At 37.6% G+C, this 16,370-nt stretch carries 16 protein-coding genes; 12 read left to right on the plus strand and 4 right to left on the minus strand.

The genetic code is table 11. The features are described 5' to 3' along the window. The coding region (locus ACJHV0_RS07445; RefSeq protein WP_483133805.1) for an alpha-2,8-polysialyltransferase family protein at positions 1–1,051 on the minus strand (1,051 nt) is incomplete at its 3' end. 173 nt (positions 1,052–1,224) lie between these two features. Here ACJHV0_RS07445 and ACJHV0_RS07450 point away from each other — a divergent pair. The 10 genes from ACJHV0_RS07450 to ACJHV0_RS07495 all read left to right on the plus strand — a co-directional run bounded on the left by ACJHV0_RS07450 (position 1,225) and on the right by ACJHV0_RS07495 (position 9,376). Next, on the plus strand, positions 1,225–2,400 hold the full coding sequence (locus ACJHV0_RS07450; RefSeq protein WP_483133806.1) for a polysaccharide biosynthesis/export family protein: 1,176 nt from the start codon (positions 1,225–1,227) through the stop codon (positions 2,398–2,400). 72 nt (positions 2,401–2,472) lie between these two features. After that, positions 2,473–3,576, plus strand: a complete 1,104-nt coding sequence (locus tag ACJHV0_RS07455; RefSeq protein ID WP_025235031.1) for a capsule biosynthesis protein — start codon at positions 2,473–2,475, stop codon at positions 3,574–3,576. Then, the gene (locus ACJHV0_RS07460; protein ID WP_283386595.1) at positions 3,576–4,373 is read left to right on the plus strand and encodes an ABC transporter permease; all 798 of its coding nucleotides are present in this window, start codon (positions 3,576–3,578) and stop codon (positions 4,371–4,373) included. Before ACJHV0_RS07455 ends, ACJHV0_RS07460 begins: the two co-directional genes overlap by 1 nt. Further along, the gene (locus ACJHV0_RS07465) at positions 4,370–5,017 is read left to right on the plus strand and encodes an ABC transporter ATP-binding protein (RefSeq protein WP_025235033.1); all 648 of its coding nucleotides are present in this window, start codon (positions 4,370–4,372) and stop codon (positions 5,015–5,017) included. The genes ACJHV0_RS07460 and ACJHV0_RS07465 overlap by 4 nt, the downstream gene beginning before the upstream one ends. Positions 5,018–5,203: 186 nt before the next feature. Next, the gene (locus ACJHV0_RS07470) at positions 5,204–5,515 is read left to right on the plus strand and encodes an ElaB/YgaM/YqjD family protein (RefSeq protein WP_283386594.1); all 312 of its coding nucleotides are present in this window, start codon (positions 5,204–5,206) and stop codon (positions 5,513–5,515) included. A gap of 90 nt (positions 5,516–5,605) precedes the next feature. After that, the gene (locus ACJHV0_RS07475; RefSeq protein WP_178218963.1) at positions 5,606–6,013 is read left to right on the plus strand and encodes a phage holin family protein; all 408 of its coding nucleotides are present in this window, start codon (positions 5,606–5,608) and stop codon (positions 6,011–6,013) included. Positions 6,014–6,017: 4 nt separating this feature from the next. Continuing rightward, positions 6,018–6,296 carry a hypothetical protein gene (locus tag ACJHV0_RS07480; RefSeq protein ID WP_235068755.1) on the plus strand — a complete coding sequence of 93 codons (279 nt, stop codon included), beginning with the start codon at positions 6,018–6,020 and terminating at the stop codon, positions 6,294–6,296. 216 nt (positions 6,297–6,512) lie between these two features. Beyond that, positions 6,513–6,596: a tryptophanase leader peptide gene (gene tnaC, locus ACJHV0_RS07485; protein ID WP_428981785.1), complete on the plus strand. Its 84-nt coding sequence runs from the start codon at positions 6,513–6,515 to the stop codon at positions 6,594–6,596. A gap of 82 nt (positions 6,597–6,678) precedes the next feature. Then, entirely contained in the window at positions 6,679–8,097 is a 1,419-nt protein-coding gene (tnaA, locus tag ACJHV0_RS07490; protein WP_025235037.1) for a tryptophanase, read from the plus strand. Between the two features lie 64 nt (positions 8,098–8,161). Further along, positions 8,162–9,376 carry an aromatic amino acid transporter gene (locus tag ACJHV0_RS07495; RefSeq protein WP_283386592.1) on the plus strand — a complete coding sequence of 405 codons (1,215 nt, stop codon included), beginning with the start codon at positions 8,162–8,164 and terminating at the stop codon, positions 9,374–9,376. Positions 9,377–9,452: 76 nt separating this feature from the next. Here ACJHV0_RS07495 and ACJHV0_RS07500 read toward each other — a convergent pair whose 3' ends face one another. Next, positions 9,453–11,045, minus strand: coding sequence for a glycerol-3-phosphate dehydrogenase/oxidase (locus ACJHV0_RS07500; protein ID WP_025235039.1), 1,593 nt, complete (start codon positions 11,043–11,045; stop codon positions 9,453–9,455). Between the two features lie 365 nt (positions 11,046–11,410). Between ACJHV0_RS07500 and glpT the strand changes: the two genes are divergently transcribed. Then, complete coding sequence (glpT, locus tag ACJHV0_RS07505; RefSeq protein ID WP_025247054.1) at positions 11,411–12,856, plus strand: glycerol-3-phosphate transporter; 1,446 nt, start codon at positions 11,411–11,413, stop codon at positions 12,854–12,856. 70 nt (positions 12,857–12,926) lie between these two features. Further along, complete coding sequence (gene glpQ / locus ACJHV0_RS07510; RefSeq protein WP_483133807.1) at positions 12,927–14,000, plus strand: glycerophosphodiester phosphodiesterase; 1,074 nt, start codon at positions 12,927–12,929, stop codon at positions 13,998–14,000. A gap of 71 nt (positions 14,001–14,071) precedes the next feature. On the opposite strand, the gene fbpC is transcribed toward glpQ, so the two are convergent. Further along, positions 14,072–15,118, minus strand: a complete 1,047-nt coding sequence (gene fbpC, locus ACJHV0_RS07515) for a ferric ABC transporter ATP-binding protein (RefSeq protein WP_025235042.1) — start codon at positions 15,116–15,118, stop codon at positions 14,072–14,074. Between the two features lie 97 nt (positions 15,119–15,215). Continuing rightward, positions 15,216–16,370 (minus strand): ABC transporter permease (locus ACJHV0_RS07520; RefSeq protein WP_483133808.1); only part of this gene is annotated, 1,155 nt, incomplete at its 5' end.

The raw sequence follows: 16,370 nt of genomic DNA on the forward strand, positions 1-16,370 counted from the left end.
ATGAATAAACTAGACCAGTAGAAGTTAATGCCATAGTTTGTTTTGGCATACTTAAATGAATTAATTTTTCTACAAGAAAATCACTTTCTTCTATCAATATAAAATGCTCACTAAATCGTTGTTGGCTTATTTCATTTTTTAAAGCCAATTTAAATTCATCTGTATCCTTAGGATGTAACTTCAAAAATACTTTCCCATTAACTGGCTTCTGTGTTTTTAAAATATTAATTAAATTCATTGCATAAATATCAGCAGGAAATGGATAACGCTGATTCAGGAAGATGATATCTTGATTAGATATTTGATATTTATTTTGTATGTCTAGTGTAATGGAATCCGGTTTAATATCTTCATATAAGAAAAAATGAGTGTATTTTTTAGCTATAAATACTTTTTCTAAAACCTTACTTTCCATACAATAAACTGTATGGAAACGATTATATATAGATAAAGTTGGGCGAAGCTCTTTTAACATAGGTAATAACTTTATCCACATAGCTTTAAATTTTTCTTTTCGACTCAATGTAGAATAAATTTTTCTATTTGCTTCATCAACATTATCATATTTATAAGTGGCAGTTCCTTCTTCTATTAAATTAATAGAAATATTTTTCTTTTCTGCATAAGATAGTAATAATCCATAATGCTTTTCAAAACTAAATACAAATAACTTATTAGGCTTGATTTTATCTATCATTTTCTGATAGGAGTTATTCATTCTAACTAATTTTTTTATTTCTATTCTGTTTGGATATGTAGGGATTTCCAAAAGATATATGCACTTAAATAAAGATTTATTAGTGTTTTTCTTTGTTAATTCAGGCATTTTCTTGTTTTTTTTAGTATAAAGAATAACTAAAGCACAATTTAAAAGCCCTTCTTTTTTGATTAATGATTCCACCTGAGCAAGTTGCCCTAAATGAGATATTACAAAGAGATTTTTTATTTTTTTTCCATCATCTAAAAAGTTAGATTTGAATAACCAAGAATCTTTGAAAAATTTTATGGGATTAAAAAATAGTTTAATAAATTTTTTAAATGTACGTTTCATTCTAATCAGCCTAAATAAAAAACCTACTTCAGCATACCATAAATTAAAATTTAAATACATATAAAAATGTTAAAGATATGTAAATGTTGCTTGTTTTTATATTCAAAACTATACGAATCAAATAGTATAAATGATATAATATTTAGGTTTATAAAAAAGAGGCTTCTAATCTAATGAAAAATCAACGTTTTTTTACCTTTGCTGCTTTAGCCCTTCTGTCAGCCTGCTCTAGCTTACCCACATCAGGTCCTAGTTATAGTAAGGTGTTAGAGGCAAACGAGAGAACATCTGAAGCAAACCTACCCGAAGTTAATCTAATCAAACTAGATAATATTACTGCACAGAATTTATACCAAGCCCAACAAGCCCAACGTTTTTCGGGTTTTGATGGCTCAATGGGTGGCGGTGGTTATGCCGGTACAGTCAATGTAGGTGATGTATTGGAAATTTCTATTTGGGAAGCTCCGCCTGCGGTTTTATTCGGTGGAACATTTAGTACTGAAGGGCAAGGAAGTGGACATTTAACCCAACTTCCTCCGCAAATGGTTAATAAGAATGGGACGATAACAGTACCATTTATTGGTAATATGAAAGTGGCAGGTAAAACACCGGAAGCTGTGCAAAGCCAAATTGTTGGGGCATTAAGCCGTAAAGCAAATCAACCCCAAGCTTTAGTACGCATTGCGAGTAATTTATCATCTGATGTAACAGTGGTTCGTCAAGGTAATAGTATCCGTATGCCGTTAAGTGCGAATAATGAACGCATTTTAGATGCAGTTGCAGCAGTAGGCGGTACAAGTGAAAATATTGAAGATGTAACTGTTCGTTTAACACGTGGAAATAAAGTGCGTTCTATGGCATTTGAAACATTAATTGCAGATCCATCGCAAAATATTGTGTTGCGTTCCGGTGATGTTGTAGCTCTAATGAACACGCCTTATAGCTTTACCGGATTAGGGGCAGTGGGTAATAATCAGCAGGTGCGTTTTTCAAGTAAAGGAATCACTTTAGCCGAGGCTATCGGTAAAATGGGTGGTTTAATTGATGAGCGTTCAGACCCCCGAGGTGTTTTTGTATTCCGCCATATTCCATTTACACAATTAGATTATAACGATCAGTCTTTATGGCGTGAAAAAGGTTATACAGAAGGAATGGATGTACCAACGGTTTATCAAGTAAATTTACTTGAGCCACAATCGATGTTTTTATTACAGCGTTTTCCTGTTCAGGATAAAGATATCGTTTATGTATCAAATGCACCACTGTCTGAATTCCAAAAATTCTTGAGAATGATTTTCTCGATTACATCGCCAATTACAGGTACAGCGAATACGATCAGAACTTTTTAATTATTGATTAAAAATATATTTGCAAAAAAATCTAAAAAAATAACCGCTTGTAAGCTATTTATTGAGGACATTATGTCGAAAAAGAAAAAAAGTTTTTTAGCCAATCCATTACTTTGGCTAACAGTAATTATTCCAACAGCTTGTGCGAGTATCTATTACACGTTATTTGCTTCTGATATTTATGTTTCAGAATCAAGTTTTGTTGTACGTTCTCCTCGTAATCAATCTAGCTTAACCGGTGTGGGAGCGATATTACAAAACTCCGGCTTTTCTCGTTCACAAGATGATACTTATTCTGTACAAGAATATATGCGTTCGCGTACTGCGTTGGAGCAGCTTGAAACGGAATTACCTGTAAAAAGCTTTTATAGCACACAAGGTGATATTTTAAGCCGTTTTAATGGTTTGGGTTTAAATGATTCACAAGAAGCATTTTATCGTTATTTTAGAGAGCGTCTTAATATTGATGTTGATGCAATTTCTGGCATTGCTACTTTACGCGTTCGAGCCTTTAATGCTGAAGAAGGGCAACAAATTAATGAAAATCTTCTCAGACAAGGTGAGGATTTAATTAATCGTTTAAATGAGCGAGCTAGAAAGGATACTGTTGAGTTTGCGGAACAGTCAGTTCAAGACGCTGAAAAAAATGTGAGTGATACAGCCCTAGCATTAAGCCAGTACCGTACAAAAAATAAAATTTATGATTTACCTGCTCAGTCAGGAGTTCAACTTTCGTTAATTTCAACTTTAAAAAGCGAATTAATCCGCGTTGAAACTCAGTTAGCACAACTGCAATCTATTACACCGGAGAATCCTCAAGTTGCAGCACTACAAACAAGACAAAAGAGTTTGAGAAAAGAAATTGATGAACAATCAAAACAACTTTCCGGTGGAAGTACTTCTGTTGCAACTCAAACAGCAGAATATCAACGTTTAGTATTAGCAAATGAGCTTGCTCAGCAACAACTTTCCGCAGCAATGACCTCATTACAAAATACGCGTGGTGAAGCTGATCGTCAGCAACTCTATTTAGAGGTGATTGGTAAACCAAGCAAGCCGGACTGGGCATTAGAACCCTACCGAATTTATAATATTATTGCGACTTTCTTTATCGGCTTAATTCTATTTGGGGTATTAAGTTTGTTGGTTGCAAGTATCAAAGAGCATAAAAACTAATGCGATATGGTGATAATACAACGTTTAAACGTTCTTGCGTTATTCAAAAAAGAGTGATTCACGCCCTCTTAATGAGGGAGCTAATCACTCGCTATGGACGTAAAAATATTGGTTTTTTGTGGCTTTTTGTCGAGCCCTTATTATTAACATTATTGATTGCTGTCGCTTGGAAATATATAAAAGCAGATAAGTTTTCAACGCTTAATATTATTGCTTTTATGATAACAGGCTACCCCATTGCTATGATGTGGCGAAATGCCTCTAATAGAGCTAAAGGTGCAATATCGGCTAATTTAAGTTTACTTTATCATAGAAATGTGAAAGTTTTAGATACGATATTCACGCGTGTTTTACTTGAAGTAGCCGGAGCATCTATTGCTCAAATAATATTGGTAGCAATATTTATAGCCATAGGTTGGATTGATATACCACACGATATATTTTATATGCTTTGTGCTTGGGTATTAATGGCGTTTTTTGCATTAGGATTAGGGTTAATTATTTGTGCTTTAGCTCATTATATAGAGCCTTTTGGTAAAATTTGGGGGACAATAAGTTTCATATTATTGCCTCTTTCAGGTGCATTCTTTTTTGTCCATAATTTACCGCCTAAAGCTCAAGAAATTGCTCTTTTATTTCCGATGATTCACGGTACGGAAATGTTTAGGCACGGTTATTTTGGAGAAATAGTAATAACTTATGAAAGTATAAGTTATATTATTGTAAGTGATCTAATTCTTATCTTCATTGGTTTACTTTTAGTAAGAAGTTTTCGTAAAGGAATCGAACCTAGATGATTAGTGTTAAAAATGTAAGTAAGCGATATCGAACAAATAGTGGTTGGAAAACTGTATTAAAAGATATCAATTTTGAGCTGAAAAAAGGCGAAAAAGTCGGTATTTTAGGTAGAAATGGGGCAGGGAAATCAACACTAATTCGCTTAATGAGTGGTGTAGAACCACCAACAACAGGTGAAATTGATCGTCAAATGTCTATCTCTTGGCCCTTGGCATTTAGTGGTGCATTTCAAGGAAGTTTAACCGGAATGGATAATCTACGGTTTGTAAGTAGAATTTATGGTGCAGATTTTGATTATGTAAAATCCTTTACGGAAGAATTTTCTGAACTAGGCGAATACTTATATGAGCCGGTAAAAAGCTACTCATCCGGTATGAAAGCAAGACTTGCTTTTGCTTTATCACTTTCAATTGAATTTGATTGCTACTTGATTGATGAGGTTATTGCGGTAGGGGATTCTCGATTTGCAGCAAAATGTAAGCACGAACTATTTGAAAAACGCAAGGATCGCTCACTCATTTTAGTCTCCCATAGCCCTGCCTCTATCAAAGAATATTGTGATTCAGCAATGGTTTTAGAAGAGGGGATTATGCATACCTTTGATACTATTGACAATGCCTATAATTTCTATAACAGAAAATAATAACAGTCATATTTTGTAAAAAAATTGCAAATTATGACTGCTTGTGGTTTATTTAATTTTCAAATTAAATTAAATAAAGCTTAAAAATAAAGGTTGACATCGGTGTATAGGGTCTGTATTTTAAATAGTGAAGCATAAATGAATTATGTTTTATGTCATATTCACTAAATATTAAGGAGAGTAATTATGGCTAAGAGTTTAGATGCAAAACGTGAAGAATTAACGAATGAAATTCGTGAAATCTTAAAAAATGCAGAAGAATTATTTAACGAAACATCAGATTCATCTACAGAAGAATATAAAAAATTAAAACACAGATTATCTGAACAGTTTGATGATGTTAAATATCGTTTCGCTACATTAAAAGACGATACTGTTGAGAGTGCTAAAAACGTTGCAAAACAAACAGATACCTTAGTGCACGATAATCCATATAAAGCAATTACTGTTGCCGGTGTGGTTGGATTATTATTAGGTGTTTTAGTTGCAAGAAGATAATAATTTTCTTTAAATTAATTAAAATGTTTTAATTAGATAATTAAGCCACGCCTTTTGGTGTGGCTTATTGTTTAATACAAGGAATGTGATATGTTAGATAATATTAAATCCGGATTTAGAAATAGTCTTGTTACTTTATTAGAGATAATTCAAGTTCGTGGTGAAATGGCAAGGTTGGAAATTAATGAACAAAAAAATCAATTAATTTCTGTTTTGGTTTTAGCATTATTAGTCTTTATATTTTTATTATTTTCATTTATTAGTTTATTATTTGCTTTAGATAATTATTTATTACCAGAATATAAAGTAGTAGCATTTTTTGCTATTTCAGGCATAAGTTTAGTGTTAGTTTTACTCTTTGTTTGGGGAATTATAGCTTCATTGAAAAAACAAACCAGTTTTATGCAAAGCACATTAGATGAACTGAAATTAGATATTGCCGCATTTAAAAGTGCATTAACTTTTAAAGATACTTTTAGGGATAATAATGGGGAGTAATAAAATGGAAGATTTAAAACTAACCGAGAAAGAATTGTTGATAATGAAAGGCAATGCTCTGAGAATGCGTTTTAAAGCGGAAACCAAAAAAACTAAAAATGATATTGTTCAACCCTTTAAACAAGCGAGAAATACGGGCTTATCGCTTATTTCGTCTCCTGTTGCAACAACGGCAGTATTAGAGTTTATGTTGAAGAAATTCCTGAAAACTAAAGGAGTTGGTTATTCCGCATTGGGATTAATTGCTCTGTTTTTATTGAAGCAGAAGCAAAATAGACGATAATCAAGATACAAGCGGTCAATTTTACAACTTTTTTTGCAAAATTGACCGCTTGTTTTTATTTGCATTAATTTCATTTCTGATGTAAATGTTGTGAATTAGATCACATTTTTGATATTTAGGAGATGATAAAAGCTTTACTTTCTATATACTTATCCAACCATTATCTATCACTATTTTCTACCAACCCTTGAGAAACATATTATGGAGGAACATATTATGAAATTTCTCAAAAGTGTATTAAGTCGATGGTTTAATCTCGATCATAAGCTCTCCTTTTTCTTTCCCTTAATCTCCTGCTAATTCAATCAATTGGTTCTTCTTTTATTTTTAATCAATCTTTCTATTTTTATTTTTGCTAACTAAGGTTAGTAAGGGATTCTTTATGCAAAATTTTAAACATTTACCTGAACCGTTCCGTATTCGTGTTATTGAACCTGTTAAACGCACTACACGTGAATATCGTGATCAAGCGATTTTAAAAGCCGGAATGAATCCATTTTTATTAGACAGCGATGATGTTTTTATTGATTTGCTGACCGACAGTGGTACGGGGGCAATTACTCAAGATATGCAAGCTGCAATGCTACGTGGTGATGAAGCTTATAGTGGTAGTCGTAGCTACTATGCGTTGGCGAATGCTGTGAAAGAGATTTTTGGCTATCAATATACCATTCCAACCCACCAAGGGCGAGGTGCGGAGCAGATCTATATTCCTGTGTTGATCAAAAAGCGTGAGCAGGAAAAGGGCTTAGATCGTAGCAAAATGGTGGTGATCTCCAACTATTTCTTTGATACCACGCAAGGGCATAGTCAAATAAACGGTTGTACGGTGAAAAATACTTATACCAAAGAGGCATTTGATACCGGCGTGCGTAGCGATTTCAAAGGTAATTTTGACTTAGAACAGCTCGAAAAAACGATTTTAGAAGCTGAACCGAAAAACGTACCGTATATTGTTTGTACCATTACTTGTAACTCTGCGGGTGGTCAGCCTGTTTCAATTGAAAATATGAAAGGTATGTATGCGATTGCCCAGAAATATGATATCCCTGTAGTGATGGATTCTGCCCGCTTTGCCGAAAATGCCTACTTTATTCAGCAGCGTGAAGAAGCCTACAAAGATTGGACGATTGAGCAGATTACCTTTGAAAGCTATAAATATGCTGATATGTTGGCGATGTCGGCGAAAAAAGATGCGATGGTACAGATGGGCGGTTTGCTCTGCTTTAAAGATGATAAATGGTTCGACGTTTATACTGAATGCCGCACGCTTTGTGTAGTGCAGGAAGGTTTCCCAACCTACGGCGGTTTAGAAGGCGGTGCTATGGAGCGTTTAGCCGTCGGGCTGCGTGATGGTATGCGTCAAGATTGGTTAGCATATCGCATCAATCAAGTGCAATATTTAGTGGATGGTTTGGAAGCGATCGGTGTGGTTTGCCAACAAGCTGGCGGGCACGCGGCGTTCGTGGATGCAGGCAAACTGTTGCCACATATCCCACCAGAGCAGTTCCCGGCACAAGCTCTTGCCTGTGAATTGTATAAAGTAGCAGGTATTCGTGCGGTGGAAATCGGCTCGTTCCTGCTCGGACGCGACCCGAAAACGGGCAAACAACTGCCTTGCCCTGCGGAGTTACTACGTTTAACGATTCCGCGTGCAACTTATACCCAAACTCATATGGATTTTATTATTGAAGCGTTCCAAAAAGTGAAAGAAAATGCTGCAAATATCAAAGGGCTGACTTTTACCTATGAACCGAAAGTGTTAAGACATTTCACCGCGTTATTAAAAGAAGTGGAATAACTACACGAATAGCTACCCCTGCTAAGGAAGGGGTAGCCAAATAATATTCAATAAGGAGTTCCTTATGAAAAAACAACCTTCTGTTTTTGGCGGAGCGTGTATTATTGCCAGCGTGTGTGTCGGAGCAGGAATGCTAGGACTTCCCAGTGCCGGCTCAGGGGCTTGGACAATCTGGACAATATTAGTGTTGTTGCTAACTATGTCAGTGATGATGCTTTCTGGTTTTATGCTTTTAGAAGCCTATAGAAAGTATGATTTACGAGCTTCGTTTAATACAGTTACCAAAGATGTATTAGGCTGCCAAGTTAATATGATTAATAACTTAGCAGTCTATTTTGTTGGTGGGATTTTACTTTATGCGTATATCACCTCTTCCGGTTTGATTTTACAAGAGCTTCTGGGACTAAATAGCAAAGTCGCCTCAGCGTTGTTTGTGTTGGTGTTTGGGGCTTTTGTCTGGCATTCAACTCGTGCGGTGGACAGAATTTCGGTTATTCTAATCGTCTTTATGGTGCTGAGCTTTGCATTTAGTATTTTTGGATTAACGGCAAATATCAGTCTTGATACGTTGTTTGACACCCAATCCACCAATGATTCAGGCTACTTTAAATATGCGATGATGATGTTACCTGTAGCATTAACTTCCTTTGGTTATCATCACTCAGTGTCATCAATGCGAGCTTACTACGGTGAGGAGAAAAAAGCGGCAAAAGCAATTTTCTATGGTACTTTAATTTCATTCCTGCTTTACTTTGTTTGGGTGGTAAGTATTTTCGGTAATTTACCACGAGATCAATTTGCCCCTATTATTGAAAGTGGTGGCAATGTGGATGTGTTGTTGAAAATCTTAGGTGGTGTGGTTGATTCAGCGTCAGTCAAACACTCATTGAATGCGTTTTCGATGGCGGCAATTTTATCCTCATTTATCGGTGTGGGGTTGGGCGTGTTTGATTTTTTGGCAGACTTCTTTGGTTTCCAAAATGACAAAGCAGGCAGAACTAAAAGTTATCTTGTTACTTTCTTGCCGCCGTTGGTACTCTCTATTCTGTTCCCATTCGGTTTTGTGACGGCGATTGGGTATGCAGGGGCAGTAGCAACGATTTGGACGTGTATTATCCCTGCTGTGTTGGTTTATAAAGTTCGCCAGCAAGGTTTGCAAGAGGGATTTAAAGTGGGTGGTGGCAATCTATTGATTGGTGCGGTTATCCTGTTTGGTGTATTGGTGGCGGTATTCCACTTCCTTGCAATGTTTGAGATGTTGCCGGTTTACAAAGGCTAAAGTATTGAAATAAAAATAGCGAACATTAAGTTCGCTATTTTTTTGTAATTTTTATGAAAAATATGACCGCTTGTGATTAATTTTGCGGTTGGTAATCCACAAGTAAGTAGTGTTTTGCCACTTCAAGGAATTGAGATACTTGGGCTTGTTGCCACACTTCATCTTTACCCATTTCTTTCGCCATAATTGCAGCAACTTTAGCTGCACTGTCAATTGCAGCTCTTGCATCAGTAAAGAGTAAGCGAACGCGGCGTGCTAATACATCTTCTACTGTTTGAGCCATCTCATTACGAACCGCCCAAATCACTTCAGCCACAGTGTAATCCAATCTTGGGTGGAGTTTTTCCGCATATTCAGGGTAAGCGGTCATTAAGCCTCGTAGTTCCGGAATGTCTGAACCATAAACGTAGAGATGATCTTGTAAATTAACTAATTCTGCTGGAATATTACCGTGAATAGATAAATCGACCGTTCTACAAGGTTTGTTGCCTAATTGTGGGTGAACTTTTAATGCTTCTTCCACCGTATCTTCTGCCATTTGGCGATAAGTTGTCCATTTACCACCTGTGATAGTAACCAAGCCACTAGTCGGGTCGGTTAAAACTTTATGGCTACGAGAAACCTCTTTCGTGCTTTGACCTTCTTTTTCAGGTGCAGCAAGCGGGCGTTGTCCTGCGAATACGGCTTTTACATCATCTCGGGTTGGTTTTTTTGTCAGATATTGCCCAGCAGTAGTTAAAATAAAGTTTACCTCTTGTTCTAACGGAATAGGTTCGTAAGATGGGTGTTCGATTAACGTATCCGTTGTGCCTACGACTAGCACATCGTGCCAAGGCACAGCGAATAGCACACGACCGTCTGAGGTTTTAGGAATCATTAATGCATCATTACTTGGTAAGAATGATTTATCTAACACTAAGTGAATCCCTTGACTTGGCACAACGAATTTTTTCGGGCTGCCGTGATCCATACTTAAAATATCATTCATAAATACGCCGGTTGCATTAATCACTGCTGTACCAAATACTGTATGCTCTTGTTGGTTTAGCTCATCGTAGAAAGTTACGCCATCAATTTTGCCCTGTGGTGTTTTGTGCAATGACGTTACTTTAGCGTGGTTTAGCACTGTTCCGCCTTGTTCTACCACTGTTTGAGCCATATTTACGGCTAAACGAGCATCATCAAATTGTCCGTCTTGATAAACTGTTCCTGCACGCAAACCCAAATCGTTTAATGTTGGTAAACGTCTTTTTGCTTCAGCTTTATCAATGTTTTGGGTTTTACCTAAACTGAGATTGCCTGAAAGCATATCGTACATTCCTAAACCAACACGGTACATTAAACAATCTTTAAGGGTGTAATTTGGAATAATGAAACTTTGGTTTTTAAAGAGGTGAGCCGCATTTTTAGCTAAGCGACCACGTTCACGCAATGCCTCTCTTACTAATGCGACATCGCCATTGGCTAAATAACGCACACCACCGTGTACTAATTTAGTACTACGGCTTGATGTCCCTTTAGCGAAGTCGTGACTTTCTAACAATAAGGTTTTATAGCCACGAGAGGCGGTATCTACTGCAATACCTAAACCGCTTGCACCGCCACCAATAATAATGAAATCCCATTTTTGCGTTTGTTGCACTTGAGCGAGTTGTTGATTTCTTTGCATTTTTTGCTCCTTTTGTTCGATGCTAATTGCTCGAATTTGAACTTAATTTAAACTTTATTAGCATAAACGAAAATAAAATGAGTTCAAATAGATTTGTTCGAAAATCAGATCTATATCACAAAATTATTGAATTTAAATCGTAAGTTACTGCTTTTTCAGTTGTGTAAAGTGGCTTTTTTATAAGTAGTTAGATTAGATATACAAGAACAAAATGCGTATTTTCGAAAATTTAAAATGATTTAAAGTGAAAATTTTGTGAAATAAATCACACTTTTGCAAAAAATAACTTTGTCATTTGTTATTTTCAGATATTATTGACCGACCTAAGAATAGGTATTACTTAATAATTATATTGGAGAATAAAAATGTTTGGTCCATTTAAACCCGCTCCGCATATTGCGGAGTTGCCGGCGGACAAAGTTGATGCAAGATACAAATTCTTACGTTGGCAAGTGTTTGCAGGTATTTTTTTCGGCTATGCCGCTTATTATTTTGTGCGTGCTAACTTCGACTTAGCACAAAAAGGTTTAATTGAAGCCGGTTTATACAACAAAGCGGAACTCGGTATCATCGGTACCGGTGCCGGTTTAGCGTACGGTTTATCAAAATTTGTGATGGCGTGGATGTCAGACCGCTCAAATCCGAAAGTCTTTTTACCGTTCGGTTTATTACTGTCCGGTTTATGTATGACTATGATGGGCTTGATGCCGTGGGCAACTTCAGGCATTGCGGTAATGTTCGTGATGATCTTCTTAAACGGTTGGTTCCAAGGTATGGGTTGGCCTCCGTGTGGTCGTACGATGGTTCACTGGTGGTCTAAATCTGAACGCGGTACTATCGTTTCTATTTGGAACTGTGCTCACAACGTGGGTGGTATGGTACCGGGCTTAATGGTGATTTTAGCCGGTGCAATTTTCTACAACACATATGGTGTTGAAGCAACCGCAAAAGATATTTGGCAACAAGCCTTATACTATCCGGGTATTGCAGCAATGATTGCGGCGATTCCAATCTATTTTATGATGAAAGACACGCCTCAATCTTGCGGTTTACCACCGGTTGAAAAATGGCGTAACGACTATCCGGATGATTATGATGAGAAAAAATCTGAAACCGAATTAACCACCAAAGAGATTTTATTCACTTATGTATTAAAAAATAAACTCTTGTGGTACATCGCAATTGCGAACGTATTCGTTTACTTAATTCGTTATGGTGTATTGAAATGGTCTCCAGTTTATTTAGGTGAAGTGAAACATTTCAACATTAAAGGTACTGCGTCTGCGTACATTATTTATGAGCTTGCAGCGATTCCTGGCACGTTATTATGTGGTTGGGTGTCAGATAAGATCTTCAAAGGTAAACGTGGTTTAACCGGTTTCGTATTTATGATTTTAACCACCGCAGCGGTTGTTGCATTATGGTTGAACCCAGCAACACCTGAGGCGGAGCTGGCTCAATATGCAGGCAAAGCGTGGTATGAAAACCCATATCAGTTAATGGACTTCATCTTAATGACGACTATCGGTTTCTTAATTTACGGTCCTGTAATGCTTATCGGTTTACACGCTCTTGAATTAGCACCGAAAAAAGCCGCGGGCACATCAGCAGGTTTCACCGGTTTATTCGGTTACTTAGGTGGTACAGTTTCTGCATCTGCGGTAGTAGGTTGGGCAGCCCACGAATTTGGCTGGGACGGTGGCTTCTATGTGATGATTACAGGTGGTGTGTTGGCAGTATTACTGATGTTTATCGTGATGATTGAAGAAGGTAAACACAAAGCAAAATTAGGCGACCACTACGGTAAATAGTCGTTAATCTATTAGCAAAAGGAAGAGCAGAAATGTTCTTCCTTTATTTTTAACACAATGAGGTAATTCTATGAAATTTCAATTCAAAACATTAGTTGCGGCATTAGCATTATCAGCAGCGACATTGAGTGCTTATGCACAACAATCGGATAAGTTAGTTATTGCTCATCGTGGTGCAAGTGGTTATTTACCTGAGCATACTTTAGAGTCTAAGGCACTTGCATTCGGGCAACAAGCGGACTATTTAGAGCAAGATCTTGCAATGACGAAAGATAATCATATTATTGTGATCCACGACCATTTCTTAGATGGCTTAACCGATGTAGCGAAAAAATTTCCGGAACGTAAGCGTGAAGATGGGCGTTACTATGTAGCAGATTTCACCTTAGAAGAAATTCGCACACTGGAAATGAGTGAAAACTTCAAAATTGAAGATGGTAAGCAGGTTCAAGTTTATCCAAAACGTTTCCCACTTTGGCAGTCCAATTTTAAAATTCATACGTTTGAAGAAGAAATTGAGTTTATTCAAGGCTTAGAAAAATCAACGGGTAAGAAAATTGGGATCTATCCAGAAATTAAAGCACCTTGGTTACACCACAAGGAAGGTAAAGACATTGCGTTAGAAACGTTGAAAGTGTTGAAAAAATATGGCTACGATAAAAAATCATCTCCAGTTTATCTACAAACTTTCGATTTCAATGAGTTAAAACGGATTAAAACCGAATTACTTCCTCAGCTTGGTATGGATGTGAAATTAGTACAACTTGTGGCGTACACCGATTGGTTTGAGACCGAAGAGAAAGACAAAGACGGCAAATGGATTAACTACGACTACGACTGGATGTTCAAAGAAGGAGCGATGGCGGAAGTGGCAAAATATGCTGATGGCGTAGGTCCGGGCTGGTATATGTTGATTGACGATAAAAACTCAAAAGTAGGAGATATTAAATATACCCCGCTTGTAAAAGAGTTGGCTAAACATAAGTTAGAAATTCACCCTTACACTGTGCGTAAAGATGCGTTAGCTCCATTCTTTGAAAATGTAGATCAAATGTATGACGCACTATTGAATAAAGCAGGGGCAACGGGTGTATTTACCGACTTCCCAGATACTGCCGTTGAGTTTTTAAAAAAACAGAAATAATTAATGCTTTTTAAATAGCAAGCGGTCTGATTAGTAAATTTTTTTGCAAATCAGACCGCTTGTGTTTAGGGCTATTCTTGATTTAACAAGAAAATACCATTTTGGCTTAAGTGAATATAATATTCCGCTTGGTTTTCATTATATTGATCAGGGTTGAGGTTTACCATCAGCTCTTTGCCTTGCCACTCCACTGCAATTTCCCAATGAGCACCCATATAAACCGCGTGTTTGATTTGGCAACGTTGATTTTCTTCACCATCAGCCTGCAAGCGGATTGCTTCTGGGCGGATACCGACCAAGCAGTCGCCGTTCGGTACATTGAAGCGAGCTGAATTAGCAAGAATAAAACTGAAATTGCCAATTTGGATTTGGTCATCCAATTTCTTCGCCGGCAGAATGGTTGATTCGCCCATAAAGTTAGCAAGGAATAGCGAGTTTGGCTGTAAATAGAGATTTTTTGCCGTATCTTGCTGTTTGATAATTCCTTTATCCATCACAATTACTTGGTCAGACACCGCAAAGGCTTCCGATTGGTCGTGAGTAACATAAAGTGAAGTAATATTCAGGCGTTGCTGTAATTCACGGATTTTTTCTCGCATTGAACGGCGAAGGTTAGCATCTAAGTTACTTAATGGTTCATCAAATAAAAGTACCTTTGGTTTTAGAATTAACGCACGTGCCAGAGCCACTCGTTGCTGTTGTCCGCCTGAAATCTGATCGACAAAACGGTCTTCAAACCCCGCTAAATCGACCAATTCCAACGCCTCTTTCACACGTTGTAATCGTTCTTCTTTCGGCACCCCTTGCATTTTTAAGCCATAGCCGACATTATCGCCAATCGACATATGCGGAAAGAGTGCATAGGATTGGAATACAATACAGATATCACGGTTCTGGATTGAGCTTTGGGTAACATCTTCGCCATCAATAAAAATTTGCCCAGAAGTCGGGCTTTCTAGACCTGCGACTAAACGTAGTACGGTGGTTTTTCCACAGCCTGAAGGTCCAAGCAGGGTAATCATTTTGCCTTTTGGAATGCTGAGGTTGAGATTATTGATAACAGTTGCTTTGCCGAAAGATTTAGTTACATTTTTTAATACTAAGAAATCGTTATTCATATTTTGTCCTTTTAATTATATCCCTCTCTCTGAAAAATACTTCTGAACGAAGTATTTTTCTGTCTCTCTCCCATAAAGGGAGAGAGTAGATGTCTTTTTACATTTTCTTTGCCTTAGAGCGAGCAATACGTGTATCGCCGACGATCCAATCGAAAATCAAAATAATCGCCATCATCACAACAATCAAAATTGAGCCGTAAGCAATCGCAATACCGTATTCGCCATCCTCTACTCGGTTGAGAATATAAGAGGTTGCAACACGCGTATCAGCAGTAACTAAGAATACAATTGCACTCACGGTAGTCATTGCCCGCACGAAGCTGGTTACTAAAGCGGAAAGCAAGGCTGGCTTGAGGAGCGGTAACACCACAAACAACATTGTTTTAAATGAGCCGGCTTTTAGCGAAAGGGAGGCTTCATCTAACGATTTGTCCAGTTGCCCTAAACCGGCAATGGCGGCACGCATACCCACAGGCATATTTCGCATTACCATTGAGAGGATAATAATCATACCTGTACCTGTTAAATAAATCGGTGAATCGTTGAAGGCGAGAATGTAAGACACCCCGGCTACCGTTCCCGGCACGGCAAAGCAAAGTAAAGTTAGAAATTCCAACGTTTTTTTGCCTTTGAAATCACGGCGAACCGTAACATAAGCAATCAACAAACCAAACAGAGCGGTAATTGGAGCGGCAGCAGCGGCGAACAACACGGTTTGAATGAGTGATGGGAAACCGCCATCGCTAAAGCCTTGCCCGAACAGCTTGATGTAGTTATCAAGCGTTAAGGTGTAATCCACGCCCCAGTTCACAGTAAAACTGCCGTAGAAAATGCTGCCGTAGAGCACCAAGTTGAACGTTCCCCAGAACAACAATGTGCAAATAATGAGCCATTTCATACCGCTTGGTAAATCTTGCACATCGCCACGATAAGATTTTCCTGATACAGTTACATAAGAGCGGTTGCCGATCCAGAGATATTGGATCACGAAAATCGCAAGCGAGAACACCAGTAAAATCGCCCCAAGTGTGCTTGCGGAGGCATAATCAAGTTGCGAGCCAGCAATATAGAAGTAGATTTGAGTAGCGATCACATCAAAACTGCCACCTAAAACTAATGGGGTACTGAAATCGGCAAGAGATTGAATGGCGACTACCAAGAATGAGTTAGCCAGAGCAGGCTTGAGTAACGGGAAAATAATGTTAAAGAAGGCTTGATAGCGATTAGAACGCAAGGTATAAGCGGCTTCTTC

The organism is Mannheimia sp. (genome assembly GCF_056854775.1).